General features: G+C 59.7%; 22 protein-coding genes and 2 pseudogenes. 7 read left to right on the plus strand and 17 right to left on the minus strand.

Translation table 11 applies throughout. From position 1 onward, the window contains the following. Positions 1-41: 41 nt before the first annotated feature. Both CD58_RS23600 and CD58_RS23605 read left to right on the plus strand, forming a co-directional pair. Positions 42-635: a phosphoheptose isomerase gene (locus CD58_RS23600; protein WP_007904374.1), complete on the plus strand. Its 594-nt coding sequence runs from the start codon at positions 42-44 to the stop codon at positions 633-635. Next, positions 632-1,209 (plus strand): annotated as a pseudogene (locus CD58_RS23605) (BON domain-containing protein). Before CD58_RS23600 ends, CD58_RS23605 begins: the two are co-directional and overlap by 4 nt. A 966-nt stretch (positions 1,210-2,175) precedes the next feature. On the opposite strand, the gene CD58_RS23610 reads toward CD58_RS23605, so the two are convergent. The 7 genes from CD58_RS23610 to rplM form a co-directional block, all read right to left on the minus strand. Continuing rightward, on the minus strand, positions 2,176-2,589 hold the full coding sequence (locus CD58_RS23610; protein WP_025215408.1) for a ClpXP protease specificity-enhancing factor: 414 nt from the start codon (positions 2,587-2,589) through the stop codon (positions 2,176-2,178). Between the two features lie 16 nt (positions 2,590-2,605). Continuing rightward, positions 2,606-3,223, minus strand: a complete 618-nt coding sequence (locus CD58_RS23615; protein WP_003178195.1) for a glutathione S-transferase N-terminal domain-containing protein — start codon at positions 3,221-3,223, stop codon at positions 2,606-2,608. A 151-nt stretch (positions 3,224-3,374) separates the two neighbouring features. Then, the gene (locus CD58_RS23620; protein WP_025215409.1) at positions 3,375-4,157 is read right to left on the minus strand and encodes a cytochrome c1; all 783 of its coding nucleotides are present in this window, start codon (positions 4,155-4,157) and stop codon (positions 3,375-3,377) included. Further along, on the minus strand, positions 4,157-5,368 hold the full coding sequence (locus CD58_RS23625) for a cytochrome b (protein ID WP_025215410.1): 1,212 nt from the start codon (positions 5,366-5,368) through the stop codon (positions 4,157-4,159). The genes CD58_RS23620 and CD58_RS23625 overlap by 1 nt, the downstream gene beginning before the upstream one ends. Further along, complete coding sequence (gene petA / locus CD58_RS23630; protein WP_025215411.1) at positions 5,368-5,961, minus strand: ubiquinol-cytochrome c reductase iron-sulfur subunit; 594 nt, start codon at positions 5,959-5,961, stop codon at positions 5,368-5,370. Before petA ends, CD58_RS23625 begins: the two co-directional genes overlap by 1 nt. Positions 5,962-6,216: 255 nt before the next feature. Continuing rightward, a complete protein-coding gene (gene rpsI, locus CD58_RS23635; RefSeq protein ID WP_003205364.1) occupies positions 6,217-6,609 on the minus strand; it encodes a 30S ribosomal protein S9 in 393 nt (130 codons plus the stop codon). A 14-nt stretch (positions 6,610-6,623) separates the two neighbouring features. Then, the gene (gene rplM / locus CD58_RS23640; protein ID WP_003178186.1) at positions 6,624-7,052 is read right to left on the minus strand and encodes a 50S ribosomal protein L13; all 429 of its coding nucleotides are present in this window, start codon (positions 7,050-7,052) and stop codon (positions 6,624-6,626) included. A gap of 245 nt (positions 7,053-7,297) precedes the next feature. On the opposite strand from rplM, the gene CD58_RS23645 reads away from it, so the two are divergent. After that, complete coding sequence (locus CD58_RS23645) at positions 7,298-8,338, plus strand: NADP(H)-dependent aldo-keto reductase (RefSeq protein ID WP_025215412.1); 1,041 nt, start codon at positions 7,298-7,300, stop codon at positions 8,336-8,338. Positions 8,339-8,454: 116 nt separating this feature from the next. On the opposite strand, the gene CD58_RS23650 is transcribed toward CD58_RS23645, so the two are convergent. Beyond that, positions 8,455-9,591: an acyl-CoA dehydrogenase family protein gene (locus CD58_RS23650; protein ID WP_025215413.1), complete on the minus strand. Its 1,137-nt coding sequence runs from the start codon at positions 9,589-9,591 to the stop codon at positions 8,455-8,457. Positions 9,592-9,833: 242 nt separating this feature from the next. On the opposite strand from CD58_RS23650, the gene CD58_RS23655 reads away from it, so the two are divergent. Beyond that, positions 9,834-10,730, plus strand: coding sequence for a GlxA family transcriptional regulator (locus CD58_RS23655; RefSeq protein ID WP_200868935.1), 897 nt, complete (start codon positions 9,834-9,836; stop codon positions 10,728-10,730). Positions 10,731-10,913: 183 nt separating this feature from the next. Here the strand turns inward: CD58_RS23655 and zapE are convergent, their stop codons facing one another. The 3 genes from zapE to CD58_RS23670 form a co-directional block, all read right to left on the minus strand. Next, complete coding sequence (gene zapE / locus CD58_RS23660) at positions 10,914-12,008, minus strand: cell division protein ZapE (RefSeq protein ID WP_025215415.1); 1,095 nt, start codon at positions 12,006-12,008, stop codon at positions 10,914-10,916. 101 nt (positions 12,009-12,109) lie between these two features. Beyond that, entirely contained in the window at positions 12,110-13,465 is a 1,356-nt protein-coding gene (locus tag CD58_RS23665) for a tryptophan--tRNA ligase (protein ID WP_025215416.1), read from the minus strand. Between the two features lie 24 nt (positions 13,466-13,489). Continuing rightward, the gene (locus CD58_RS23670; RefSeq protein ID WP_038436717.1) at positions 13,490-14,119 is read right to left on the minus strand and encodes an alpha/beta hydrolase; all 630 of its coding nucleotides are present in this window, start codon (positions 14,117-14,119) and stop codon (positions 13,490-13,492) included. A 148-nt stretch (positions 14,120-14,267) separates the two neighbouring features. Here CD58_RS23670 and CD58_RS23675 point away from each other — a divergent pair, with 148 nt between their 5' ends. Then, positions 14,268-14,702, plus strand: a complete 435-nt coding sequence (locus CD58_RS23675) for a YhcB family protein (protein ID WP_025215418.1) — start codon at positions 14,268-14,270, stop codon at positions 14,700-14,702. Positions 14,703-14,777: 75 nt separating this feature from the next. Here the strand turns inward: CD58_RS23675 and CD58_RS23680 are convergent. From CD58_RS23680 to CD58_RS23705, 6 genes and pseudogenes are all read right to left on the minus strand, one after another. After that, positions 14,778-15,277 (minus strand): annotated as a pseudogene (locus CD58_RS23680) (methylated-DNA--[protein]-cysteine S-methyltransferase). 205 nt (positions 15,278-15,482) lie between these two features. After that, positions 15,483-18,221, minus strand: coding sequence for a LuxR C-terminal-related transcriptional regulator (locus CD58_RS23685; RefSeq protein WP_025215419.1), 2,739 nt, complete (start codon positions 18,219-18,221; stop codon positions 15,483-15,485). Positions 18,222-18,558: 337 nt separating this feature from the next. After that, the gene (locus tag CD58_RS23690) at positions 18,559-19,923 is read right to left on the minus strand and encodes a DUF1329 domain-containing protein (RefSeq protein ID WP_025215420.1); all 1,365 of its coding nucleotides are present in this window, start codon (positions 19,921-19,923) and stop codon (positions 18,559-18,561) included. A gap of 25 nt (positions 19,924-19,948) precedes the next feature. Further along, a complete protein-coding gene (locus CD58_RS23695; RefSeq protein WP_025215421.1) occupies positions 19,949-21,844 on the minus strand; it encodes a DUF1302 domain-containing protein in 1,896 nt (631 codons plus the stop codon). Positions 21,845-22,178: 334 nt separating this feature from the next. Next, on the minus strand, positions 22,179-23,861 hold the full coding sequence (locus tag CD58_RS23700) for a fatty acid--CoA ligase (RefSeq protein WP_025215422.1): 1,683 nt from the start codon (positions 23,859-23,861) through the stop codon (positions 22,179-22,181). A gap of 144 nt (positions 23,862-24,005) precedes the next feature. Next, positions 24,006-24,635 (minus strand): LysE family translocator, encoded by a 630-nt coding sequence (locus tag CD58_RS23705; RefSeq protein WP_025215423.1) that lies wholly within the window; start codon positions 24,633-24,635, stop codon positions 24,006-24,008. A 297-nt stretch (positions 24,636-24,932) separates the two neighbouring features. Between CD58_RS23705 and CD58_RS23710 the strand changes: the two genes are divergently transcribed. Both CD58_RS23710 and CD58_RS23715 read left to right on the plus strand, forming a co-directional pair. Further along, a complete protein-coding gene (locus CD58_RS23710) occupies positions 24,933-25,898 on the plus strand; it encodes a 2-hydroxyacid dehydrogenase (protein ID WP_025215424.1) in 966 nt (321 codons plus the stop codon). Between the two features lie 33 nt (positions 25,899-25,931). Further along, positions 25,932-26,930 (plus strand): class I SAM-dependent methyltransferase, encoded by a 999-nt coding sequence (locus CD58_RS23715; protein WP_025215425.1) that lies wholly within the window; start codon positions 25,932-25,934, stop codon positions 26,928-26,930. Positions 26,931-26,979 lie beyond the last annotated feature (49 nt).

Here is a 26,979-nt window from a genome sequence, read left to right on the forward strand (position 1 = left end):
CACGTTTGTGCCGATAAGCCGCGCTACTTAAGGTCACACAGATGGACATGCAATCGCGAATTCGCCAGCTTTTTCAGGCCAGTATCGACACCAAGCAACAGGCGATGGACGTACTTGCACCGCACATCGAGCAAGCCAGCCAAGTGATGGTCAACGCCCTGCTCAACGAAGGCAAAATGCTCTCGTGTGGCAATGGCGGTTCCGCCGGCGACGCCCAGCACTTCTCGTCGGAGCTGCTCAACCGCTTCGAACGCGAGCGCCCGAGCCTGCCGGCCATTGCGCTGACCACCGATAGCTCGACGATCACCTCGATCGCCAACGACTACAGCTACAACGAAATATTCTCCAAACAGATCCGCGCCCTGGGCCAGCCCGGCGATGTGCTGCTGGCGATTTCCACCAGCGGCAACTCGGCCAATATTATTCAAGCGATCCAGGCCGCACATGATCGCGAAATGATTGTCGTAGCATTGACCGGTCGCGACGGTGGCGGCATGGCGTCACTGCTGTTGCCCGAAGACGTCGAGATCCGCGTACCGGCCAATGTCACTGCACGTATTCAGGAAGTCCACCTGCTGGCGATCCACTGTCTTTGCGACTTGATCGACAGCCAACTGTTCGGGAGTGAAGAATGACCCCTAATCGCCTAGGCCTTCTGGCCCTGACCCTATGCCTCGGCATCAGCGGCTGCACATCGGTGGTTAACGCCAGCCGGGAAAAGCCGATTGAAGATGACCGCGGCACCCGCACCTTCGGCAGCAAGATCGACGACTCCCTGATCGAAACCAAAGTGGGAGTGAACATCGCCAAGGCCGACCCGGACCTGGACAACAACTCGCACATCGTCGTCACTAGCTTCAACGGTGTCGTGTTGCTGGCGGGCCAGACCCCCGCGCAGACCTCAAGGCCAAGGCCGAGCAGGAAGCGAGCGCTGTGCAGCGGGTCAAGACTGTGCATAACGAATTGCAGGTCCTGTCACCCTCCTCGCTGCTGGCGCGCCAGAACGATGCGTGGTTGACCACCAAGATCAAGACTCAGATGATCGCTGATGCCAGTATTCCCGGCTCGCGCATCAAGGTTGTGACTGAGAATGGCATCGTTTATCTGCTGGGTTTGCTGACCAAGAAAGAGGCCGCTCAGGCGACCAACCTGGTGCAAAGCGTTTCCGGGGTACAGAAAATCGTTAAGCTGTTTGAGTACATCGATTAAGGGGTGGTTCGGTTGCGGGCTTTGTGAGACGCAGCTTGTTGGTAGTATTGATCACTTAAAAAACGGCGCTTCTTCCAGGGTGGGAAGACGTCGTTTTTTTATGGGCGGGATTTTCGGGTTTTGGGTGTATATCCGTTGCCGCGGTAACGGCCACTTAGGGTTCCGCCCTGACGGCGGGTCACTTTCGAAAATCCGGAAGCCGGCCCAGGCGAAAGTAACCAAAGCGCTTTTGCCCCACCACTCGGTGCCTCGCCTAGGCTCGGCATGCCCGAACGCAGGCATTGCTCCGTGGGCCGCCGCGATCAACGTTCACCGCGAGGCGGCCTGATAGCCGGCCTGGTTCCTGATGGGGACCGCGCTTCTCCTGTGGGAGCGGGCTTGCTCGCGAAGGCGATACCACTGTCGATGAAGATGTTGAACGGGCTGGCCTCATCGCGAGCAAGCTCGCTCCCACAGGTTTTTTGTGTCGTGTACAGATGCTGTGAACACCCGCGAATCCATGTGGGAGCGAGCTTGCTCGCGATAGTGGTGGCCCAGCCACATAGATGCTGGATATACCCCCGCCCTTGCTTTGCTTTAGATCTTGATCTGGACGCCCCATTAACCACGCTGGCCGAACGCAGGCATTGCGTAGTGGGCCCACGGAGCAATGCCGGAGTGAGGGCACACCGAGCCTGGGCGAGGTGCCGAGTGGTGGGGCAAAGCGCTTTTGGTTACTTTTGGCTGGTCCGGCTCCCGGCTCTTCCAAAAGTGACCCGCTGTAAGAGCGGAACCGTAAGCCGCCGTTACCGCAGAAATGGATATACACACCATCCTAACGCGCTCGAAAACCTATGCACAACGCAATCTGAGAGCAGAGCAGATACCGCTCATAAAAAAATGCCCATATCTTCCGATACAGGCATTTCCTTAACCAACCAGCAAATCACCAGGCCCTTAAACAACCTGCCCGCGAATCACCTTCCATTACTTCACCACCTTCAAACTCGGCCGACCGCTAGGACGCGGAGGCTCGTCATCCGGTGGCGGCAGATCATCATCCGGCTCAAGCTCGTCTTCACCATCTAGCGGCGCTTCCAGCTCAAACACCATGCCCTGGCCATTCTCCCGAGCATAAATCCCCAGGATCGAGGCTATGGGCACAAACAGAGTATGCGGCACACCACCGAAGCGCCCTTCAAAGCTGACAGCATCGTTATCCATGTGCAAATGACGCACGGCAGCCGGCGACACATTCAGGACAATCTGCCCGTCATTGGCAAAACCCTGCGGCACCTGCACCGACGGATACTCGGCATTGACCAGCATATGCGGGGTGCAATCGTTGTCCACAATCCACTCATAGAGCGCGCGGACCAGATAAGGTCGACTGGAGTTCATAGCGGCTCCTTAAGCCTTAGCGCATGTCGCGTTCGACACCAGACAGACTCGCCTGGAAAGCCTCACGCGCAAATTGGCGCTCCATATAATCAAGCAGCGGCTTGGCAGGCCGCGGCAGTTCGATACCCAGAATCGGCAAACGCCAGAGTATGGGCAATAGGCAGCAATCCACCAGACTTTGTTCCTCACTGAGGAAGAACGGCTTGTCGACGAACAGCGGCGATACGCCAGTCAGGCTTTCTCGCAGCTCTTTACGCGCCACGACCCGTGCCGGCTCCTTGGTCCGGGAATCCAGGATCAGATCCACCAACCCACACCAGTCACGCTGGATGCGATGGATCAGCAAACGACTGTTGGCGCGCGCGACAGGGTACACCGGCAGCAAAGGCGGATGCGGATAACGCTCATCCAGGTATTCCATCACCACGGTCGACTCCCACAATGCCAGGTCACGATCGACCAGCGTGGGCAGGCTGCCGTAAGGGTTCACTTCGATCAGCTTCGGCGGCTGACGGCCCGCTTCGACGTAAATGATCTCGGCGCTGACACCCTTCTCTGCCAGTACGATGCGTACCCGGTGGGAATAGTGGTCGGCGGGGTCGGAGTAACAGGCCAACCGATTGGTCACGCCCATGGCGATCCTCCTCGCTTGTAGAAATTATCAAAAAACGGAAAAGCGAGCGCGCCCAGAGGGCGTCTCCCGTAACACCTGGCTGACCAGGCTCGTTACACTTTCAGAGACGCCCTTGGGCGCGCACGATTAACAGCAACGGATTACAGCTTTATCAATGCACGTCTTTCCAGTATTCACGCTTGAGCAGGTAAGCGAATACGAAGAAGAACGCCAGGTACAGCAACACATAAGTACCGATGCGCTGATGCTGCAGCTTCACCGGGTTGGCCGAATAGGCCAGGAAGGTCACCAGATTCTTGACCTTCTCGTCGAACTGCTCCTCGGTCAGGCTACCGGTGTTCGGCAATACGGTCAGTTGGTCGCACGCTTCATGCGTCAAAGCGGTGCCAGTCAACGGGTCGTATTGCTTCTTGCCGTCCTCGACGATTTGAACCTGCTTGCAGCCTACCACCTGACGACCCTGGAGGCCGACCAGAACGTTCGGCATGCCGACGTTCGGGAAGACCTTGTTGTTCACGCCCCATGGACGTGCAGGGTCTTCATAGAACGAACGCAGGTAGCCATAGAGCCAATCAGTACCCCGCACGCGCGCGACCAGGGTCAGGTCGGGCGGCGCAGCGCCGAACCAGGTCTTGGCGTCTGCCGGCTGCATGCCAATGCTCATGTGGTCGCCCAGCTTGGCACCGGTGAACACCATCTTCTCGAGCATTAGCTCATGAGGAATGCCCAGGTCATCGGCGACACGCTCGTAACGCTGGAACTTGGCACTGTGGCAACCCATGCAGTAGTTGGCGAACGTACGTGCGCCGTCCTGCATGGCCGCTTTGTCGGAAACGTCGATGTCGACTTTTTCCAGCTCCGGACCACCGTGTTCAGCCGCGAAGGACAGTACAGGCATAGCAGCAAGAATCAGTACAGCAAATAGCTTTTTCATCAGCCAGTCACCCTTTCCGGAACCGGTTTGGTCTTCTCGAGCCTGGTGTAGAACGGCATCAGAATGAAGTAGGCGAAGTACAGGAAGGTGCAGACCTGCGAGAGCAGCGTACGCTCCGGTGTCGGTGCCAGTACACCCAGCACACCCAGGATCACGAACGAGATGCAGAACACCACCAGCCAGATCTTGCTCAGCCAGCCCTTGTAGCGCATCGACTTGACGGGGCTGCGATCCAGCCACGGCAGGACGAACAGCACGGCAATGGCAGCGCCCATGGCAATGACGCCCAGCAGCTTGTCCGGGATCGCCCGCAGAATCGCGTAGAACGGCGTGAAGTACCAGACCGGGGCAATGTGCTCAGGAGTCTTGAAGGCGTTCGCCTGTTCGAAGTTCGGCTTCTCGAGGAAGTAACCACCCATTTCCGGGAAGAAGAACACGATGGAGCAGAAGATGAACAGGAAGACCACCACGCCGACGATATCTTTCACGGTGTAGTACGGATGGAAGGCGATGCCGTCCAGCGGTATGCCGTTCTCGTCCTTGTGCTTCTTGATGTCCACGCCATCGGGGTTGTTCGAGCCGACTTCGTGCAGCGCCAGGATGTGCAGCACCACCAGGCCGAGGATCACGATCGGCAGGGCCACGACATGCAGGGCGAAGAAGCGGTTCAGGGTAATGCCCGAGATCAGGTAGTCACCACGGATCCACTGGGTCAGGTCGTCACCGATGACCGGGATCGCGCCGAACAGCGAGATGATCACCTGGGCCCCCCAGTAGGACATCTGGCCCCACGGCAGCAGGTAGCCCATGAAGGCTTCGGCCATCAGCGCCAGGTAGATCAGCATGCCGAACACCCACACCAGCTCACGAGGCTTCTGGTACGAACCGTAGAGCAGGCCACGGAACATGTGCAGGTAGACCACGATGAAGAACGCCGAAGCGCCCGTGGAGTGCAACAGGCGCAGGATCGAGCCGTACTCGACGTCGCGCATGATGTATTCGACGGAGGCAAACGCTTCTTCCGCCGACGGGGTGTAGCTCATGGTCAGCCAGACACCGGTGACGATCTGGTTGACCAGAACGAGCAGTGCCAGGGAGCCAAAGAAGTAGAAGAAGTTGAAGTTTTTTGGAGCGTAGTACTTGCTGAGATGGTCTTCCCACATCTTGGTCGCGGGAAAGCGCGCATCAACCCAATCCATGAATTTGCTCATCACGCTTTCTCCGTATCGACGCCGATGACAATGATGTCGTCGGTCTCATAGGAATGCGGGGGAACTGGCAGGTTCAAAGGTGCAGGCTGCGACTTGTAGACGCGACCGGCCAGGTCGTAGTGGGAGCCGTGGCAAGGGCAGAAATAACCACCGACCCAGTCCTTGCCCAAATCGGCAGGCGCCACTTCAGGGCGGAACGTTGGCGAGCAACCCAGGTGCGTGCAGATCCCGATCAACAGCAGGACCTCTGGCTTGATCGAACGCGTCTGCGGGTCGACATAGGTCGGTTGCGTAGAGTTCTTGGAGGACGGGTCGGACAACTGACCCTCAATCTTTTTCAGATTCCCCAGGATTTCCTCTGTACGGCGGACGATGAACACCGGCTGGCCGCGCCACTCAGCAATCATCTGCTGGCCTGGCTCGATCTTGCTGACATTCACTTTCACCGGTGCACCTGCGGCTTTCGCCTTGGCACTGGGAAACCATGACCCCACGAACGGGACCGCAGCCCCCACCGCTCCTGCAGCACCCACCACGGATGTGGCTGCTACCAAGAAGCGACGCCGGCCTGCATTCACGCCGTCATTGCTCATTCAGTCCTCTCCCATCAGCTTTGTGGCCTGTTAAATCAGGCGTCTACTAAGTAAAAATCTGAACTTATAAAAATTTTGCCGAATGGTAATGAAAAGCCCCAATATTGACAAGGTAATTACCAAGCGGCCAAACCGCCAAGCCTTGTAGTATAGGGCTTCTACGGATGTGGCAAGTTGTCACAGCATAAATATTTCGCCCATAAAAAAACGCCCAGCTCCGTAAGGAACTGGGCGCTTTTTGAACGCGAAAGCGAATTAACGCTTCGAGTACTGCGGACGCTTACGCGCTTTACGCAGACCGACTTTCTTACGTTCAACTTCACGAGCATCGCGAGTTACGAAGCCGGCTTTGCGCAGAGCACCGCGCAGAGTTTCGTCGTAATCCATCAGGGCGCGAGTGATGCCGTGGCGGATTGCGCCAGCTTGACCACTTACACCACCGCCGATAACAGTGACGTAGATGTCGAATTTTTCGACGGTCTCGGTCAGTTCCAGCGGCTGACGAACTACCATGCGGGCAGTTTCGCGGCCGAAGAAGTTATCCAGGGAGCGGTTGTTGATGGAGATGTTACCAGTGCCCGGACGCAGGAAAACGCGTGCGGTTGCAGTCTTGCGACGGCCAGTGCCGTAATTTTGAGTCGCCGACATAATGAACTATTCCGTTAAAACTTCAGTTCTTGGGGCTGCTGAGCAGTATGAGGGTGAGCAGCGCCCGCATAGACTTTCAGCTTACGATACATGTCGCGACCCAGTGGGTTCTTAGGCAGCATGCCTTTAACCGCGGTCTCGAGCACGCGCTCAGGGGCTTTGGCGATCAGCTTTTCGAAGTTGATCGACTTGATGCCGCCAGGAAAACCGGAGTGGGAGTAGTACATTTTGTCAGTGGTTTTAGCGCCAGTAACACGTACTTGCTCAGCGTTGATCACGACGATGTAGTCACCGGTGTCAACGTGAGGGGTGTACTCAGGCTTGTGCTTGCCACGCAGACGGCTCGCGATTTCGGTGGCCAGACGACCCAGGGTCTGACCAGCAGCGTCGACGACAAACCAGTCGCGCTTTACTGTTTCCGGTTTAGCAGTAAAAGTTTTCATTCTTTATAGCCTCAGGGGCCGCCCTGTAAATTAGACGGCGGATCTTACTGAATAGTGCGTACTTTGACAAGTCAAAGGCAGCCGGATACAGACGCTTTCGGGGGCTCGGGTCGGCGCGTCCGTTCAACGGCAAGATTCTTCGGCGGCGGCGCATCACTTCCACTGCAGAAAGAGGTGCGCAATTATGCAGATTGCGAAAAATAATTCAACCTGCTTTTATGATTGTTTTGCCCAAGGAGTCCCCGATGGACTATCGCCAGCTAGGCCGTACCGATCTGAACGTGAGCGCCCTGTGCCTCGGAACCATGACCTGGGGCGAGCAAAACAGCGAGGCCGAGGCCTTCGCCCAGATTGAACGCGCCAAGGGTGCCGGCATCAACTTCATCGACACCGCCGAGATGTACCCGGTGCCACCGAAGGCCGAAACCTACGCCACCACCGAGCGCTACATCGGCAATTACTTCAAGAGCCGCGGTGACCGTGCCGACTGGATCCTGGCGAGCAAGATCGCCGGCCCCGGCAACACCATTGACTACATCCGCGACAAAAACCTCAAGCATAACCGCCAGCACATCGTCGAAGCCGTGGATGCCAGCCTCAAGCGCCTGCAGACCGACTGGATCGATCTTTACCAACTGCACTGGCCGGAACGCAGCACCAATTTCTTTGGCCAACTGGGCTACAAGCACAATGCCGACGAAACGTTCACCCCGCTGGAGGAAACCCTCGAAGCCCTGGATGAACAGGTCCGTGCCGGCAAGATCCGTCACATCGGCCTGTCCAACGAAACACCGTGGGGCACCATGAAATTCCTCGCCCTGGCCGAAGCCCGTGGCTGGCCGCGCGCCGTGTCGATCCAGAACCCGTACAACCTGCTCAACCGCAGCTTCGAAGTCGGCCTCGCGGAAATCGCCATCCGCGAACAGTGCGGCTTGCTCGCCTATTCGCCGCTGGCGTTCGGCTTCCTGTCTGGCAAATACGAAGGTGGCGCGCGCCCACCTAAAGGTCGCCTGAGCCTCTACAGCCGCTTCAGCCGCTACTTCAACCCGCAGTCGGAAGCGGCGTGCAGCCGTTATGTCGCATTGGCCCGGGAGCATGGACTGGACCCGGCACAGATGGCCCTGGCGTTCGTCACCCAACAGCCGTTCGTGACCAGCAACATCATTGGCGCCACCACGCTGGAGCAACTGGACAGCAACATCGCCAGCTTCGATCTGAAGCTGTCGGATGAAGTGCTGGCGGGGATTGAGGCGATTCACAAGGATCACCCAAACCCTGCTCCTTGATTGATTCATAGACCCCATCGCGAGCAAGCTCGCTCCCACAGGGTTTCTGCGGCAATACAGGAACCCCATGTGGGAGCGAGCTTGCTCGCGATGGCGGACCCAAGTTCACCACCGCATCAAAGCGACCGCGCAATGATCTCCTTCATGATCTCGTTAGTCCCCGCATAAATCCGCTGCACCCGGGCATCCGCCCACGCCCGGGCAATCGGGTACTCCCACATGAAGCCGTAACCGCCATGCAACTGCACGCACTCATCGAGCACCTTGCATTGCAGGTCGGTGCCCCAGTACTTGGCCATGGCCGCCGTCGGTACGTCGAGCTTGCCTTGCAGGTGGAGTTCCAGGCAGCGATCAACGAAAACCCGGCCGATCTGGATCTCGGTGGCCATCTCCGCCAGCTTGAAGCGGGTGTTCTGGAAGTCCGCGATGGATTTGCCGAACGCCTTGCGGTCGCGGGTGTAGTCCAGGGTCCATTGCAGCGCCGCTTCGGCCGAGGCCAGGCCGCCAATGGCGACGGTCAGGCGTTCCTGGGGTAGCTCCTGCATCAGGTAGGCGAAACCCGCCCCGGCCTGCCCAAGCAGGTTTTCCTTGGGCACGCGGACATCCTGGAAAAACAACTCCGACGTGTCCTGGGCCTTCATCCCGACTTTTTCCAGGCGCTTGCCCTTTTCAAAGCCAGGCGTGCCTGCTTCTACCAGGAACAGGCTGGTGCCCTTGGCGCCGGCCTTCGGATCGGTCTTGGCGACCACGATCACCAAGTCGGCCAGGAAGCCATTGGTGATAAAGGTTTTCGAGCCATTGATGACGTATTCATCGCCATCCAATACCGCCGTGGTCTTCACCCCTTGCAAGTCGGAACCGGCACCCGGCTCGGTCATCGCGATGGCCGTGACCATTTCGCCGGACACCAGTTTGGGCAGGTATTTGTGCTTCAGCGCTTCGCTGCCGTAATGCAGGATGTACGGGGCGACGATGTCGGAATGCAGCGAGAAGCCGATCCCCGTCAGCCCCAGGCGGCCGATCTCCTCGATCACCACCGTGCTGTAGAGGAAGTCTGCGTCCAGCCCACCATAGGCTTCTGGAAGGTGCGAGCACAACATGCCCGCCTCCCCCGCTTTATTCCAGAGCTGGCGATCGACATGACCCTGCTTTTCCCACTGGCTGTGGTACGGCACCGCTTCTTTTTCGAGGAAGGTTCGTACGCTGTCGCGAAACAACTCATGCTCGGGGGCGAACAGGGTTCTGGGGATCATGGCGCACCTTTCGTTATTGTTGGACAGGGTTATCCAACAGAGCCTAAGCCTGGGATGAACGACAGGACACTGGACACATCCGACAAAAAATAAGACGATCCAGCCGTTTGGTGACCACTTTCCCCTATAAAAATAAGATGAATATGTCTATGCATGTCTCCACGCCTTTGCGGCGCGTCAGCATCCTGGCGATTGACCGGGTTTTCGCTTCCACCCTCATGCAAGCCAAGGATTTTTTCCATCTGGCCAGCCTGCGCTATGGCAAACAACTGGGCCACGGCCTGACACCGGCGTTCGAAACCCGGCTGGTCAGCCCCGACGGCAAGCCGGTGAACAGCTTCAGCGACGTGATCATGCCGGTGGATGGCGGCCTGGAAAATACCGATGTAATCATCCTGCCCGCGTTCTGGGATGATTTCGCCAACCTTTGCCAACGTTATCCTCAGGTCCTGCCCTGGTTGCGCGAGCAACATGCTCGCGGCGCGGTACTCTGTGGTGAAGCCACCGGGGTGTTCTGGCTGGCCGAAGCCGGGCTGCTCGATGGCAAGGAAGCCACCACTTACTGGCGCTTCTTCAATGCCTTCAAGGAGCGCTTTCCCCAAGTGCACCTGAACCAGGACAAGCATCTGACCGACGCCGACAACCTGTTCTGCGCCGGCGGCACGACCTCGGCCTGCGACCTTTACATTTACCTCATCGAACGTTTCTGCGGCGCCAACGTGGCCCAGGCCGTGGCGAGGGATATTCTGTACGAAGTACAGCGCAATTATTCGCCAGGAAGAATCGGCTTCGGCGGGCAGAAGCTGCACCAGGATGTGATCATCCTGCAGATCCAGCACTGGCTCGAAGAGCACTTCGCCGACAAATTTCGCTTCGAGGACGTCGCCCGGGAACACGGCATGAGCATTCGCAATTTCATGCGCCGCTTCCAGACCGCCACGGGTGACAAACCGCTGCATTACCTGCAACGGCTGCGGATAGAAACCGCCAAGGGCCTGCTGTCCGGCAGCCGCAAGAGCATCAAGACCATCAGCTATGAAGTCGGCTACGACGATGCGAGCTTTTTCGCACGGCTGTTCCGGCAACATACCGACCTGTCGCCGAACCAGTATCGGCAGCAGTTTCAGCAGGCGGCGTAGACCGAGGGCTTGGCAACGATCCACTGTGGGAGCGAGCTTGCTCGCGATGGCGGTGGTTCAGCAGCACTGATGTTGACTGACAAGACGCCATCGCGAGCAAGCTCGCTCCCACAGGGTATGGGGTGAATCACACGCACAAAAAAGGCCTGCAATCGCAGGCCTTTTTTGGTTTTCCGAATCACCCTACGGCTTATGCGCCCGCGCCAGGAATTCGTGGGATTGCATTTCCAGCAGGCGACTCAGGGTCCGCTGGAATTCGAAGGTCAGGCGACCGCCGGTGTAGAGGTCCTTGAGTTCGACTTCGGCCGAGATGATCAGCTTCACGTTACGGTCGTAGAACTCGTCGACCATGTTGATGAAGCGGCGGGCGATGTCGTCGGTGGTGACGCTCATCTGTTCGACGCCACTGAGTAGCACGGCGTGGAAAATCTTGCCCAGCTCGATGTAGTCATTCTGGCTGCGAGGGCCGTCGCACAGTTCGCGGAAGTCGAACCAGGCCACGTCGTCGCAGGTGCGAATGGCGCGAATCTCACGATTCTCGATGATCAGTACGTCGTTCTCGACCGCCTGGGTGCACTCCGGCGTCAGGGCGCGGAAGCTCTTGCGCAGGCTCTCTTCGGCGGCGGCATCCAGGGGGAAGTGGAACAGCTCCGCTTGCTCGAGGTGACGCAGGCGATAATCCACGCCGCTGTCGACGTTGACGATTTCGGTGTGTTCCTTGATCAGCGCGATGGCCGGCAGGAAGCGTGCCCGTTGCAGGCCATCCTTGTAGAGACCATCCGGCACAATGTTCGAGGTGGCGACCAGGGTCACGCCATTCTTGAACAGTTCCTCCATCAAGGTGCCGAGGATCATGGCATCGGTGATGTCGGAGACGAAAAACTCATCGAAGCAGATTACCCGGGTCTCGTCGGAGAAACGCTTGGCGATGATGGTCAGTGGGTTTTTCTCGCCACCCAGGGTTTTCATTTCCTCGTGCACGCGCTTCATGAAGCGGTGGAAGTGCGTCCGCGTTTTTTCCTTGAACGGCAGCGCCTCAAAGAAGGTGTCCACCAGGTAAGTCTTGCCACGGCCCACGCCGCCCCAGAAATACAGGCCCTTGACGGGTGCCTGGTCTTTCTTGCCGAACAGTTTGCCCAAAAACCCTGGCTTGTTGTTCGACGCGGCGACCAAGTCGTCGTACAGGCGCTGCAAATGCCGCACCGCCGTTTCCTGGGCTGCGTCGTGGAAGAACTCCGGGCGTTTCAGATCAGCTTGATATCGTTCTAGGGGCGTCATATTCGTTAGCAAGGCAACAAAAACGGGCCGTCACTGTAGCGACGGCCCAGAGGAATGGCAATCGGCCCTTATTCGAGCCGATGGTCGGGTTACGCGCGAGATCAGTCCTGGGCAGGCGTCAGGGCGATGCGCAACGCATCGATGGCGGCATCCCGGGCGGCGCTGTCCGCGAAGGCCGGGCTGTCCGCCACGCATTCGCCCTCGAGCCAAACGCTGAAACTCAGGTCGTCGCTGCGCACGTCCAATGGCTGGCCGGCTTGCAATTGCTTGGTCACCTGGCCGGCGGTCTTGCCATCGGCAAAATGCCGAGACAGCAACAGTTGCTCGCCATCAGCGGCCAGCAGGCGGAAGCGGAAGCTGCCGTCGTCTTCGCGAAAGCTGACGAAGCGTGCGGCCTTGGCGGCTTTCTTCTTGGTGCTGGTCGCCACTTGGACCTGGCTGACAAACGAACGCAAGCCAACGGCTTCGCGCAGCTCGTTGAGGAACGGCGTCGCGACGGCCCGGGCTTTCTTCGCGCCCAGTTGCAGGATGTCCTCAAGGTCCGACGGCCGCTCGATGAACTGGTGGTAACGCTCGCGGGCTTCACCCAACTCGCTGTCGAGCAACTGGAACAGGCGATTCTTGGCCTCGCCCCAACCCAGGCCTTGCAACAGTTCGCTACGGAACTCAGCGGACTGGACCGGGGTGGCGAAGGCCTGGAACAAGGTGAAGAGGTGCGAATTGTCCGGGTCCTTGGCTTCGCCCGGGGCGCGGGAGTCGGTAACGATCCGCGAGATCGCGTCTTTCATGTCCTTGGCGCTACTGAACAACGGGATGGTGTTGTCGTAGCTCTTGGACATCTTGCGGCCATCGAGGCCCGGCAGCGTGGCGACGCTTTCTTCGATCAGCGCCTCGGGCATGACGAAGAACTCCTTGCCCTGGCCGAACAGGTGATTGAAGCGCTGGCCGATATCGCGAGCCATTTCCACGTGCTGGATCTGGTCGCGACCGACCGGCACCTTGTGGGCGTTGAACATCAGGATGTCCGCGGCCATCAGGATCGGATAGCTGTACAGGCCCATGGTGATGCCGGCGTCCGGGTCTTCACCGGTCTCGACGTTCTTGTCCACCGAGGCCTTGTAGGCGTGGGCACGATTGAGCAGGCCCTTGGCGGCGACGCAGGTCAGCAGCCAGGTCAGCTCGGGAATCTCGGGAATGTCGGACTGGCGATAGAACGTCACGCGGTCCACATCCAGGCCACCGGCCAGCCAGGTCGCGGCGATTTCCAGGCGCGAACGCTGGATGCGCAGCGGGTCATCGCACTTGATCAGGGCGTGATAATCAGCCAGGAAGTAGAACGAATCGGCGTTGCTGTCGCGGCTGGCGAGGATCGCCGGCCGGATGGCGCCAGCGTAGTTGCCCAGGTGCGGGGTGCCGGTGGTGGTGATGCCGGTCAGGATACGGGTACGAGTCGTCATGGGTTATCGCTTGTCAGACTGCTGTCAATTCGAGAGGCGCGGCAGGAGCAGATCCTTGAGATCGGTCAGCTTGCCATGGAAAAAGTGTCCGCATTCTGCCACTTTCAGCAGCTCATGGGGGCGCTGGAGCGTGTCGGACCATTGGTAAACGAGCTGGGGATCGACGACTTCGTCGGTTTCCGGCTGGATCACGGTCAACTCGCCGCTCATCGGCAAGGGTGATTGTGCGTCGAGGCGCATCACCGCCGGGGCGACCATGAACAGGTGCTTGAGCGCCTGGCCCTGGGCTTCCAGGCGTCCGCCAAGGCTGGCGGCGACGAATCCGCCGAACGAAAAACCAAACAGGGTAAGCGGCAGTTGCGGGTATTTTTCCCGCAGCCAATCGGCCGCAGCCTGGGCGTCATCCACTTCGCCGGTGCCCATGTCATGGCTGCCGGCACTGGCGCCGACGCCGCGATAATTGAAACGTAACGTAACCAGGCCAGCATCCCGGGCAGTGCGTTGCAGGGTCGAGACCACTTTGTTGAGCATGGTCCCACCCTGCACCGGGTTCGGGTGGCAGATCAGCGCCAGGCCACGGGGCGCTTCGCTGTCCAGGTACAAGGCTTCCAGTTGGCCCACGGGGCCATCGATGAATACAGGGGTTTCGCGCATAAGCAAGGGAAAGAACTCCGTGACCCCGAATAGGGTCGACTCGTCTAGCTAAAAGTCTGTGCTTGGCATGATTGCGATGTTCTTCGCGGTATACAGCGCAGGTCCGAGCCGTTAACGTAAAGCAAAGCCGTTTATAGAGGAAGGACTCGTGGAACACTCGCTCTTAGTTTGGTTGTTGCCGACTCTTGCCCTGGTTGCCGGTGTCGCCATTGGATTCCTGCTTGCCCGACTGCTGCCCAACGCGGTGCCTAACAGCACGCAACGTCAGCTGGACGACATTCAGGAACGTTTCGACAGTTATCAGAATGAAGTGGTCACTCACTTCAACAGCACCGCTTCTCTGGTGAAGAAACTCACCCAGAGCTACCAGGACGTCCAGGATCATTTGTCCGAGGGTGCCAATCGCCTGGCCCTCGACGAGCAGACTCGCCAACGCCTGCTGGCCGCCTTGCACGCCGACGCGGCGCAGGCGCCACGGGAACGCCTGACCCCGCCCAAGGATCAGGAACCGCCCCGGGACTACGCCCCCAAGGCCCCCAATTCGCCCGGCATGCTCGATGAGCATTACGGTTTGAAGAAGTAATTTCCAAGCGACACAAAAACCCGTCCGATCCCATGATCGGACGGGTTTTTTATTGTCTCGGGTTCACCGGCAGGCTCAGAACGCCAGTTGCAGGGTTTGCTGGCCTTCAAGGCTGAGCAGGAACTGTTTGGCCGCGAGGCCGCCGGCAAAACCGGTGAGGCTGCCGGAAGTGCCGATGACGCGGTGACAGGGAGCAATGATCGAGATGGGGTTCCGGCCGTTGGCCGCGCCCACTGCCCGCACCGCTGTGGGCTGACCGATCTGGATGGCGATGTCGCGGTAGCTGCGGGTTTCACCGAAGGGAATGGTCAACAGGGCCTGCCAGACCCGGATCTGGAAGTCGGTGCCGACGAAATCCAATTGCAGATCAAAGCGCCTGCGCTGCCCAGCGAAATACTCCATGAGTTGACGTTCGGTTTCCGCAAGGGTCGGGTGATGGTTATCCTCCTCCAAGGGCCCCAGGCGTACCCGGTTGAGCCGCTCGTTTTCCCACAGGATGGCCGCCAGCTTTGCCCCCGGGCGACGAGGATCAGTTGGCCCACGGGGGATTGGATGGTTTTGTATTGGGGGAGCATTGAGTGTTCCTTCACTGGCTCTGACTGGCTCTGACTGGCTTTTGTGGCGAGGGGATTTATCCCCGCTGGGGTGCGAAGCGCCCCTGAAACCTGAATTCTCGGTGTATCAGGTACAAATCATGCCTGAAGCTCTTGGGGCTGCTTCGCAGCCCAGCGGGGATAAATCCCCTCGCCACAAAAGCTCCTTGGCCTGGCAAAACCTCACTCAGCCCAACAATCCCAACACCTTCGCCCGTGCCACCGCCTGGGTGCGGCGCTCGACGCCGAGTTTGCTGTTGATGTGGCTGGCGTGAGTCTTGACGGTGTGCAGCGAGATGAACAACTGCTCGCTGATTTCCTGATTTGAACAGCCTTGGGCAATCAGCTGCAGCACCGCACGCTCGCGGCTGCTGAGGGTTTCGACAGGTGTCAATGGGTCGCCAGCTTGAGTCACCGCCAACGGCAGGCGCTCGAGCAGATGCTCGCGCAGGGGGCTGGACGGTGCATGCAGCAACTGCTCGCGCAGCCATTCACGATGTTCTTCGCCCAGCAACCATTCGAAGGGCTGCAGCACACCACCGGTGGCGGCTTCGAATGCCTGGGTCAGTGTTCTGCGGGCTTCGGGTTCGCGCCCGAGGCTCAGCAGCAAGGCGACTTTCTGGTTGAGCGCCATCACGTAGAGCAACTGCCGGTTGGTCTGCTGGCTGTGTTCAAGCAAGGCATTGAGCCGCCCTTCAGCCAACATCGGTTGGCCCCGGATAGACTCCAGCAGCGCCTGCTGCAATTCGACATGCAGCGGCAGGTGCGGGTGGAATTCCGGTGGCGCGGCGGCCTGTTCGCCAGTGTAGGTCTGCCCCAGGCGTAACAACCAGGCTTCGGCCAGGTCAGTACGGCCTTGAGTCAACCAAAGTTCGCATTTGACCAGGGTGATCATCGCCAGGTAGTAGATCGGCGGAACATCCCAGATGTGCATCAGGCGCTCGGCTTCGGCCAGTTCGGCAAAGGCCCGGGCGAATTCACCGTTATAGCCTTCGATACGGGCGATCACGCAATGGCCGATCAACACACTGATGTCGCGACAGGCCCGGGCCTCGGTAAGACCGGCCTGCAACCGCACCAACCCGGCCTGGGGTTGCATGCGCAAGGTCAGCAGGAAGCCCTCGTACAGGATCAACCGCGCCCGCACCGCGTAAAGCCGTTGGGGCGACAGTTTATGCAAGCGTTGCAACCCCTGACGGACTTCATCCAGCGCCCGCAGGATCTCTCCCCGGGCCTGCAAGACCCGGGCACGATCATAATGGGCCAAGGCCTCGAACAGCGGATTGCCGACCCGCTGGGCCAACTCCAGGGAATCACGGTTCAAGCTGCGGGCGCGCCACAAGTCGCCGTCGGCTATCGCCAGGTTCGACAGCGTGGACAGGCACATCAAGCGCTGGCCGTAGCGTTTGTGCGGCAAGCTCTCCAGGGCTTCGGTGCAGTAACGCACAGTGGCTTCACGATCGCCGCGACCACGGGCGACGATTCCGCTGAGGGCCAGCCATTGGGCAAGCATGGATTTTTGCGCGGTGGCCGAAGGTGCCGGCAAGAAACGACTCAAGTGGGCGGCCAGCTCTTCAGCGGCATCCAGTTGACACGCCAGCCCCAGCGCCCAGCTGTAGAGCACGATCAGCCGCGGAGTGCTGATGAGCAGGCTGTCGGGCAGGTCCATTTTCCAGCGCAGCAGCATGCCGACGTTCTGCTCGGCCAGCAGTTGCTCCTCCGAGAGGTTCTGCACCAGGTTCGCCGCCACGTCCAGGTGCCCGGCCCGCAGGGCCTGTTCCACGGCTTCGTCGATCAGGCCTTGGGCGTTGAACCAGCGACAGGCCCGCAGGTGCAGGGTCGCGGCCGGTACCATGGCCGGCGCACTGGGCCGGCTGCGCAGCAGATCGGAAAACAGGTGGTGGTAACGGTACCAGTGGCCATGCTCGTCCAGTGGCACCAGGAACACTTGATGAGCTGCCAGAAAACCCAGGATCTCGGCGCTGTCATGGGCTTCGCGCACGGCGTCGCACAGTTCGCTGCAAAAGCGTTCCTGAGAGGCGGTATCGTAAAGAAACGCCTGCACTTCGGCGGGCAGGCAATCGATGACTTCTTCAAGCAGGTAATCGCGAATCAGCCCTTCCCCACCGTGCAGGGCCTGGGGTAGCAGACCTTCAGTGCCGGCTTCGGAGGCGGCCAGCAGCCAGAAACGCAACCCGGCCACCCAGCCTTCGCTGCGCCGGATCAGGTTTTCCAGGGCTTCCCCACGCAACGAGCTGCTGTGATGCTGGAGCAGGGTCAGGGCCTCGTCGTGGGTCAGGCGCAGGTCTTGTTCGTTCAGCTCGAGCAATTGCCGTGACAGGCGCAGGCGCGCCAGATGCCAATCCGGACGCTGGCGGCTGGTGACCAACACCAACAAACCATCGGGCAGGTGATTGAGGAAAAATTGCAGGCAGCGATCCAGCACCGGACTTTGGGCCAGGTGGTAATCGTCGAGCACCAGCAGCAAAGGTTTGTGGGGGGACAGATGCGTGGACAGTTCATCCAGCAGACCGTCGAGCCATTCTTCGAAAGCAAAGGGTTGGTGGCGCTGGCGCATTTTCAGCAACCCCAACGCCCGGCCTCCCAATTGCGGGAAAAAGGCCTGGAGCCCGTCGAGCAGCCGCTCCAGAAAACGTCCCGGATCGTTGTCCCTGGCACTGAGTCCCAACCAGAGGCTTTGCCAATGGGCCGGCAGACCCTGGCAGAACTCCACCGCCAGGGAGCTTTTGCCGAACCCCGCCGGCGCACTCACCAACAACAGCCGGCCGCCAAGCCCCGCGCTCAAACGCTCGCACAACCGCGGACGCACAACGTGACCGTCGGGCAAGGGCGGGCGATAGAAGCGCCCGTCCTGGACCGCGATGGCTGCGCGGGCAGAATCCGGAAGTGAAGACAGATCAGTCATGGCCGGCTCTTGTTGAAGTGCGGGTGGCGGCGTTGCGGATGTCCGCAGACTAGCTGTAAACGAGGAGGTATTGAAGGGAGTGCTACAAATGGCTACAAAAAGGCTACAAACTGAATGCCGCTTTTTGTAGTGAGGGGATTTATCCCCGTTGGGCCGCGAAGCAGCCCCAAAAGCTTGAAGATAATCTCCCAGACACTGCGAGGTGGATGGCCAAGGGGCCGCTTCGCAGCCCAGCGGGGATAAATCCCCTCGCCACAGGTTCGGTTTTCGACGGAAAAAAAACGCCCCGAACCAGGTCGGGGCGTTTCTTCGAGGATGCGGCCTCGGGTAAAGCGGTCTAGCGGATACCGTCCTGACGCAGTGCGTTCGGCGTGAAGTCGGCGGTGGTGGCGGTGAAGCCGAAGTCGTAGGCCGATTTCTCTTCGTTCTTCATGCCCAGGGCCAAATAGCGGCCGGACTGCAGGTCATAGAGGGTTTCCAGGGCGTACCACGGCACTTGCTTGTCGTAGTAGTTCTCGGCATGGGCCTCAGCCACGCGCCACAGCTGGCCACGGCCGTCGTAATGGTCGATCACCGCCGCTTGCCAGGTGTCTTCGTCAATGTAGAAGTCACGCTTGGCGTAGATGTGGCGCTGGCCTTCCTTCAGGGTCGCGGTCACGTGCCAGACACGACGCAACTCGTAGCGAGTCAGGTCCTGGTTGATATGACCGGCCTTGATGATGTCGTCGTACTTGAGCTGCGGCGAATCGATCTTGTAGCTGTTGGAAGCGATGTACAGCTCCTTCTTGCCCTCCAGCTTCCAGTCGTAGCGGTCCGGCGCACCGTTGTACATGTCCAGGTTGTCGGAGGTACGCAGGCCGTCGGCGGCAGTACCCGGGCCGTCATAGGACACCTGCGGTGCACGACGCACGCGACGCTGGCCGGCGTTGTAGACCCAGGCCGAACGGGGTTCCTTCACCTGGTCGAGGGTTTCGTGCACCAGCAATACGCCACCGGCCAGACGCGCCGGTGCGGTCACTTGCTGCTTGAAGTAAAACAGGATGTTGCCAGGGTTGGCCGGATCGAAATCCTTCATCTTGTCGCGGAACACGAACTGGTCCCGGAAGTACACCAGGCTGTAGGAGCCGTTGGGTTGCGGGGTGGCCTGGGTCACCAAGCGCGTCACGCTGCCGCCGCGATAGCGGGTGATGTGGTTCCAGATCACTTCCACGCCGCTCTGGGGAATCGGGAACGGCACGGCCGTCTCGAAGTTCTCCAAGCCGTTGCCACCGGACACCAGCTTGGTGTTGACCGCGTTCTTCTTGATGGAGGCGAACACGTCATCCGGCACGGTGGCGCCGCGATGGGTCGGGTAGACCGGCATCTTGAAGGTTTCCGGGTAGCGCTTGAACATCGCGTACTGGCCCGGCGCGAGCTTGGCCTTGTACTGCTCGACGTTCTGCGCGGTGATGGTGAACAGCGGTTTCTCGCTGGCATACGGGTCGGCGAGGAAGCCCTTGCTGTCCACGGAGCCGGCGTTCTTGGCCATGGGTTTCCAGGCCGAAATCGAACCGTCGGCGTTACCAGCCATCTCGGCGCCCATCGGCGTCAGGCTCTTGCCCAGTTTGTCGGCTTCGGCGGCAGGCACTGCCGCCATGATGCTGGCCGCCAGCAGGGATAGCCCCAAAACACCGGCCTGCATCAGACTCTTTGTTATTTTCATAATGTGTCGTCCTGAAATACTGTGCTTAGAAGGTCATGCCGACGCTGAGCGCAACAAAATCGCGGTCATCCACGGTGGTGTACTTGCCATCGAAGAAGTTGGTGTATGCCAGGCTGGCGTTATAGGTGTTCTGGTACTCGGCCTCCAGCCCGAGGCTGACGGCCTTGCGGCCTTCCTCGAAGTTGGCACCGGGACCTGGCGAGTAACCCTTCACATCATGGGACCAAGCCACGTTGGGCTTGAGGTTCACACCGGCAAATACGTCGTTGTAATCCCAGATGGCACGACCGCGATAACCCCAAGAGTTTGCGGTGGTGAAGCCATCGTTTTCGCAGTAGCGACTGAGGTTGTTTTGCGCTCCACTCCCCAGGGTGGAACCGTTCAATATCTCGCATTGGCCATTTGGCAATGGACCGGGGCCATAGCTCGGATCACGGCCATAACGTGCCTTTGAAGTGCTTTCCAAACCACCTACGTGAGTGAAGCCGACCTCGCCCACCAGCGTCAGTCGCTCCGCCCCCATGACTTGGTCGAAGAAGTGGGTCAATGTGGTTTGCAGCTGCGTCACTTCCTTGCGGCGATAACCTTGCTGGTCTTGCCCTGCCTGTCCTGGCAGCACGGAAACATCAGGGTTCAGAGGCGTTAAGCCGGAAAACAGGATATCGGTGGTATTGAGCTGAACTGGCGCATTCGGCCGATAGCTGACTTCGCCGCTCCATGCGGTACCTGTGGGTAACGTGGTCGAGAAGCTCAAGCCATACATGCGAATATCTTCTGGGTATTCGACGTAGTAGCTTGAGTTACCCGCCACCACCATTGGTACCATGGAGGAAGCCATAGCAATCGCGGTGGCAAGTGGGATACCAGACGCGACCAGCGACCCTACCAGGGCTGGTCCGCTGGTATAAGCGCTGGATGGCGCACCATGGCCGCTGAAAATCGGTGCACGACTGTGATAGTTCATGAAATAAGCGCCAAACTCAGTGTCCAGCGGTTCATACATATATTTGAAGGACACGCCAAACTGGCCGCCGTCACGAGCGTCACGGTCAGCGCCACGGCGAACCAAAGTCCCCTCGCCGTTTACGTCTACGCCAAAGGCACCCAACGTTGGCATGGCTGCCGCTGGAATCGCAGAGGCGCTCCTCAGCACCCGCAGGTTATTGTCGCAACCATCGGAAATCACGTCTGGCTGGGAAAAGAACGTCCCACAGTTATCCGTAACGGTCTGGTCCCACTCCAACTGATAAAAGGCTTCGGCCGACAAATTGTCGGTCAAGCTTTGGGACACATAGAACATGTTCACCGGGATCAAACCTTCCTTGACCTCGGCACCAGGGCGACGGAACGCGGACACGTCGACCGGGTTGATGGCGTTGATACCGTTCTGGATGAAGGTACTTTCCCCCCAACTGACGACCTGTTTGCCCAGCCGGACCGAGCCCGGCTGATCGGCGATCGCGTAGTTGTGGTAGATGAACGCATCGAGAATCTGCCCGCCGGAAGACTTGGCGCCTTCCTTGCGATTACTGTCGCTGATGTCCTTGAACTGACGGCTTTCGTCCTTGAGTTCAAAGTCATACCAATACTTGCCACGCACAAACAAACCTGTGTCGCCGTATTTCAATTCCAGATCGTGGATGCCCTTAAAGATCTTCGAGAAGGTCTCTCCTCGCTTGAAATTCAAATGACCGTCATCGGAGGTCTGCGACAGGCCCCGGCCGCCGTTGTTGACACCGATCAGGTCCTTGTTGGCATTGGCCGTCGACCAGCTCGCCCCCACCGACAGGGATGAGTCGAACTGGCCTTCGATTTCACCGATGTTGAAACTGACGCCGAATGCTGGGCCGGCGAGCGAAGAGGCAAGACTGACCGCCAAAGGCAGTTTCGCCCGGCGCCAGAACGTGTTTGCTGTGGTCATCGACGCTACTCCATGTGCTTTTATTGTTATGGCAGACAGGATTTTCAAGAACCCTTTCAACGGCTGGAAGCGGCATGTCCCGCCCTCCGTTCAAAGTCGCAGCGCTCGTTTAGTACGTGCGTTCCGTTTTTGAAAATTCTTACGCGGACTATAGCCAGCAGGGAGTACCGCTTGATCCCTCTAAAGTGTGATTTGTAGCCTCGACCACTCTGGAACAGTCCTTATGCCAGGCCGACAGGTGTCGGCACGGCAAGGATGGCTGAAATTTTCGTTTTGACAAGACAAGCGCTTGCTTGGTGGGGCTGCCGTGCCCTTTCGGGCACGGCAAACGTATTTAAAGCGTCGAGAGGAAGGTGCTGTTGTTGCTCTGCCATTCGGTGATGTCGACGCGAATACGCTTCTTGTCGAGCTTGCCAACGCTGGTCTTGGGAATTTCCGTAACAAGGGCGATCTGGCTCGGGATCGCCCACTTGCTCAGGTGCCCCAGCTCGACAAACGGTTTGAGGTGTTCCTTGAGTTCCCGAGCCCCGATCTGATGCCCTTCGTGGATCACCAGCAAGGCAAACGGCCGCTCGCCCCACTGCGGATCGGGAATGCCGACCACTGCTACTTCGCGTACCGCCACGTGACGGCTGATGAGGTCTTCCAGGTCCAGGGACGAAATCCATTCGCCGCCGGTCTTGATCACGTCCTTGATGCGGTCGCGGATGTCGATAAACCCCATGCTGTCGAGCGTGGCGACATCACCAGTGTGCAGCCAGCCGCCGTTCCAGAGTTCGGCGCCCTTCTGTGGCTCGTTGAAGTAGCCTTCGGTGAGCCACGGCGCACGCAGCACCAGTTCGCCTTGGGTCTCGCCATCGGCGGGCAGGAAACGGCCCTCGGTGTCGATGATCGCCGCCTCCACCAACGGCCCCGGCACGCCGGCCTTGATCCGGTAGGTGGTGCGCTCGTCTTCGCTGCCGGCCATCAGCTCGTCATTGAGGTGGGCGCAGGACACCAGCGGGCCGGTTTCCGACATGCCGTAGGCAGCGGTGAGCTGGATGCCCCGGGCCTTGGCCGCTTCGTAGAGGCTGCGGTTCAGGGCACTGCCGCCAATGACGATTTTCCAGCCGCCGAAATCGGTGCCCTGGGCGCCCTTGGCGTTGAGCAGCATTTGCAGGATGGTCGGCACGCAATGGGAAAAAGTGACCTTTTCCTTGCGCCACAGCTGGACCAGGAGTTCGGGATCGTAACGGCCAGGATAGACCTGCTTGAGCCCGAGCATGGTCGCCACGTAGGGCAAGCCCCAGGCGTGGACATGGAACATCGGCGTGATCGGCATGTACACATCGTTGGTGCCCAGCAGCCGCACGCTGTCGATGGACCCCATGATGGTCGCCACGCCCATGGTGTGCAGCACCAGTTGCCGATGGGTAAAGTACACGCCCTTGGGATTGCCCGTGGTGCCGGTGGTGTAGAACGTGGTGGCGACAGAATTTTCGTCGAAATCCTGGAAGTCGTAGACGGGGCTGGCGCCGGCGAGCAGTTGTTCGTATTCACCCACGAGGTTCGGCAGGTCGGCGGTTTTTTCCGGCAGGTCGGTCAGCAGCAGGGTCTTGTCCACCGTGGTCAGGTGCCCGGCGATCGCCTGGTACAAGCCGACGAACTCGCTGTTGACCAGAACGAAGCGATCCTCGGCGTGGTTCATGGTGTAGAGAATCTGTTCCGGTGACAGGCGCACGTTGATGGTGTGGATCACCGCGCCGATCATCGGGATCGCGAACATGCACTCCAGGTAACGATGGCTGTCCCAGTCCATCACCGCCACGGTGTCACCAGCCTTGACCCCGGCCTCGGTCAGCACATTGGCCAGCCGCGCGACCCGCTCGATCAGCGTTGGATAGCTGTAGCGCAACTGGTCGCGGTAAATGATCTCGCGGGTTTTCTCGTAACGCGCCCCGGACATCAGCAGCCGCTTGATCAGCAGCGGGTATTGATAAGCGCCTTCGGCTGGAGGAATAACGCGAGTCTGCAACATAAGAGTCCCTTTTCTGACTGCACGGTCTTGGCTGGAAGCAAGCACTCTAGAGTGCTTATACACGGATCAAATCAGCCAAAGGAATGATTTGATTCGAGCGTAAATACTAGCCTTGAGCCATCCCCGCGCAGCGACAGGGTCCCGTCAATGCATCTCGGTAAACGCCAGTTTCACGCCAATAGCGACCAGTACCGCGCCCATGGTCCGGTCGAACCAATGGCCCATGCGAGCAAAACCGGCGCGTACCCGCTGCTGGCTGAACAGCATGGCCACCAGGCAGAACCAGATCGCCGTCGCGACCGCCAGGTACACCCCGTAACCGGCCTGGATCGCCAAAGGTGTATGCGGGTTGATCACCACGGTGAACAGGGAAAGGAAGAACAGCGTTGCCTTGGGGTTCAGGCCATTGGTGACGAAGCCCGAAGTGAACGCGCCGCGGGCGGTACGCTCGCCGACTTCTTTGTGCAGGTTTTCCGCCGCCGGATTGGCCGGTTTTGCGCGCAACGCCTTGAAGCCGATGTACAGCAGGTACGCGGCGGCGGCCCATTTCAGCGCGTTGAACAGCACGATCGACTGGGACACGATCAGGCCGATACCCAACAGCGAATAGCCGACATGGAGGAAAATCGCCGTGCCGACGCCCAGCGCCGTCCAGGTCCCGGCACGTCGACCATGGGTCACGCTTTCACGCACCACCACGGCAAAGTCCGGCCCGGGGCTGGCGACGGCCAGCAGATGGATCAGGGCGACGGTGAGGAATTCGGTGAGGTACATGGGGGCTCCTTGGCTAACTCAATCTCGAAACGGATATCAACTTTTGTGGCGAGGGGATCTGTGGCGAGGGGATTTATCCCCGCTGGGCTGCGAAGCAGCCCCAAAAAGCTTCAGACATAATTTTTGCCTGACACACCGAGTGTTCAGGTTTCAGGACTGCTTCGCAGTCCAGCGGGGATAAATCCCCTCGCCACAAGGTTCTTCATGAGCCCCAATATCGAGCCAGACCACTGCCGCAATTCATCTGATAGGCTCGCCACATTACGCCTTCGGTTCATCACGGAAAAGGTACAGCTGATGACAAACATCGCCCGCGCAGTTTTTCTCGACCACTCTTCCCTGGACCTTGGCGACCTGGACCTGGGCCCGCTGCGCAACTGCTTCGGCGAACTGCAATTGTTCGACCGGACCGCTCCGGAGCAGGTAACCGAACGGCTCAAGGGCGCCACGGTGGCGATCACCAATAAAGTCGTGATCGATGCGGCGGCCATGGCCGCCAGCCCCGAGCTGAAACTGATTCTGATCAGCGCTACCGGCACGAACAATGTCGACCTGGCCGCCGCACGCCAACAGGGCATCACGGTGTGCAATTGCCAGGGCTACGGCACGCCTTCGGTGGCCCAGCACACGATCATGCTGTTGCTGAATCTGGCAACGCGCCAGAGCGATTATCAAAAAGCAGTGGGGGATGGTCGTTGGCAACAGGCCACGCAGTTCTGCCTGCTGGACTATCCGATTGTCGAGTTGCAAGGCAAGACCCTCGGGTTATTGGGCCATGGTGAACTGGGTAGCGCCGTCGGACGGTTGGCCGAAGCCTTTGGCATGCGCGTGGTGCTGGGGCAGATTCCCGGGCGCCCTGCCCGCCCCGACCGCCTGCCGCTGGATCAGCTACTGCCGCAAGTCGACGCCCTGACCCTGCACTGCCCGCTCAACGAGCACACCCGACACTTCATCGGCGCCCAGGAACTGGCGCTGCTCAAGCCCGGCGCCTTCGTGGTCAACACCGCCCGCGGTGGCCTGATCGACGAACAGGCCCTGGCCGAAGCACTGCGCAACGGCCACCTGGGCGGTGCCGCCACCGACGTGCTCAGCGTGGAGCCACCCACCCAGGGCAATCCACTGCTGGCCGGCGACATCCCCCGGCTGATCGTCACGCCCCACAACGCCTGGGGCAGCCGCGAGGCGCGGCAACGGATCGTCGGTCAAATGACCGAAAACGCCCAGGGCTTTTTCAGCGGTACAGCACAGCGGGTCGTCAGTTGATAAACTGCCGCACTTTTTTTCAAGGAGCAGACCATGGATCCGCGCAGTGAAGTACTGCTTCGTCAGGCCGAATTATTCCAGGGTTCGGTCTTGTTGGCCGGGCTGCCCGCCGACGATCTGCTCGGCCGTTTGCCCGAGGCCCATGGCTGGTGCTGGCACGCAGGCGATCAGGCCGCGCTGGATGCCCGCTTCCCCGAGCGCAGTCACTTTGGCGTAAACGTCCCCGAGCGCGCGTTCGACACCGCCGTGGTGTTCCTGCCCAAGGCCAAGGACCTGACCGATTACATCCTCAATGCCGTGGCGGCACGCCTGGCCGGTCGCGAGGTGTACCTGGTGGGGGAAAAACGCAGTGGTATTGAAGGCGCGTCCAAACAGCTCAACCCGTTCGGCAAGCCGCGCAAGCTCGACAGCGCGCGGCATTGCCAACTGTGGCAGGTCACCGTCGCCAACGCGCCCGAGGCCACGCCTCTGGAAAGCCTGGCCCAGACCTACGAGCTGCCCCTGGTCGAAGGTCCGCTGAAGGTCATCAGCCTGCCGGGGGTGTTCAGCCATGGTCGCCTGGATCGCGGCAGTGCGTTGCTGCTAGAACACCTCGACAAACTGCCCAGCGGCCATTTGCTGGACTTTGGCTGCGGTGCCGGTGTGCTGGGGGCGGCGGTCAAGCGTCGCTATCCGCACAACACCGTCACGCTGTTGGACGTGGATGCGTTCGCCGCCGCCAGCAGTCGCTTGACCCTGGCCGCCAACGGTCTGGAAGCCGAGGTGCTGACCGGTGACGGGATCGACGCCGCGCCGATGGGTTTGAGCGCGATCCTGAGTAACCCGCCGTTCCATGTCGGCGTGCACACCGATTACCACGCCACGGAAAACCTGCTGCGAAAAGCGGCCAAACATCTGAAAAACGGCGGCGAACTGCGCTTGGTAGCGAACAGCTTCCTCAAGTACCAACCGCTGATCGAAGAGCATTTGGGTGTGTGTGCGATCAAGGCCGAGGGCCAGGGTTTTCGCATCTACCGGGCCAAACGCAGCTGAAGCTTTTTTAAAAAACAGCACTTGCCCAATCGGATTTGCCTAGGCAGAA

This window comes from Pseudomonas brassicacearum (assembly GCF_000585995.1).
Taxonomy (GTDB): domain Bacteria; phylum Pseudomonadota; class Gammaproteobacteria; order Pseudomonadales; family Pseudomonadaceae; genus Aquipseudomonas; species Aquipseudomonas brassicacearum_A.

What these genes read in the sequence shown, in the direction of transcription:
- CD58_RS23600 (WP_007904374.1), top strand. Translation starts at nt 42, where the DNA reads ATGGACATGCAATCGCGAATTCGCCAGCTTTTTCAGGCCAGTATCGAC.
- CD58_RS23610 (WP_025215408.1), bottom strand. Translation starts at nt 2,589, where the DNA reads ATGAACTCCAGTCGACCTTATCTGGTCCGCGCGCTCTATGAGTGGATT.
- CD58_RS23615 (WP_003178195.1), bottom strand. Translation starts at nt 3,223, where the DNA reads ATGGGCGTGACCAATCGGTTGGCCTGTTACTCCGACCCCGCCGACCAC.
- CD58_RS23620 (WP_025215409.1), bottom strand. Translation starts at nt 4,157, where the DNA reads ATGAAAAAGCTATTTGCTGTACTGATTCTTGCTGCTATGCCTGTACTG.
- CD58_RS23625 (WP_025215410.1), bottom strand. Translation starts at nt 5,368, where the DNA reads ATGAGCAAATTCATGGATTGGGTTGATGCGCGCTTTCCCGCGACCAAG.
- petA (WP_025215411.1), bottom strand. Translation starts at nt 5,961, where the DNA reads ATGAGCAATGACGGCGTGAATGCAGGCCGGCGTCGCTTCTTGGTAGCA.
- rpsI (WP_003205364.1), bottom strand. Translation starts at nt 6,609, where the DNA reads ATGTCGGCGACTCAAAATTACGGCACTGGCCGTCGCAAGACTGCAACC.
- rplM (WP_003178186.1), bottom strand. Translation starts at nt 7,052, where the DNA reads ATGAAAACTTTTACTGCTAAACCGGAAACAGTAAAGCGCGACTGGTTT.
- CD58_RS23645 (WP_025215412.1), top strand. Translation starts at nt 7,298, where the DNA reads ATGGACTATCGCCAGCTAGGCCGTACCGATCTGAACGTGAGCGCCCTG.
- CD58_RS23650 (WP_025215413.1), bottom strand. Translation starts at nt 9,591, where the DNA reads ATGATCCCCAGAACCCTGTTCGCCCCCGAGCATGAGTTGTTTCGCGAC.
- zapE (WP_025215415.1), bottom strand. Translation starts at nt 12,008, where the DNA reads ATGACGCCCCTAGAACGATATCAAGCTGATCTGAAACGCCCGGAGTTC.
- CD58_RS23665 (WP_025215416.1), bottom strand. Translation starts at nt 13,465, where the DNA reads ATGACGACTCGTACCCGTATCCTGACCGGCATCACCACCACCGGCACC.
- CD58_RS23670 (WP_038436717.1), bottom strand. Translation starts at nt 14,119, where the DNA reads ATGCGCGAAACCCCTGTATTCATCGATGGCCCCGTGGGCCAACTGGAA.
- CD58_RS23685 (WP_025215419.1), bottom strand. Translation starts at nt 18,221, where the DNA reads ATGACTGATCTGTCTTCACTTCCGGATTCTGCCCGCGCAGCCATCGCG.
- CD58_RS23690 (WP_025215420.1), bottom strand. Translation starts at nt 19,923, where the DNA reads ATGAAAATAACAAAGAGTCTGATGCAGGCCGGTGTTTTGGGGCTATCC.
- CD58_RS23695 (WP_025215421.1), bottom strand. Translation starts at nt 21,844, where the DNA reads ATGACCACAGCAAACACGTTCTGGCGCCGGGCGAAACTGCCTTTGGCG.
- CD58_RS23700 (WP_025215422.1), bottom strand. Translation starts at nt 23,861, where the DNA reads ATGTTGCAGACTCGCGTTATTCCTCCAGCCGAAGGCGCTTATCAATAC.
- CD58_RS23705 (WP_025215423.1), bottom strand. Translation starts at nt 24,635, where the DNA reads ATGTACCTCACCGAATTCCTCACCGTCGCCCTGATCCATCTGCTGGCC.
- CD58_RS23710 (WP_025215424.1), top strand. Translation starts at nt 24,933, where the DNA reads ATGACAAACATCGCCCGCGCAGTTTTTCTCGACCACTCTTCCCTGGAC.
- CD58_RS23715 (WP_025215425.1), top strand. Translation starts at nt 25,932, where the DNA reads ATGGATCCGCGCAGTGAAGTACTGCTTCGTCAGGCCGAATTATTCCAG.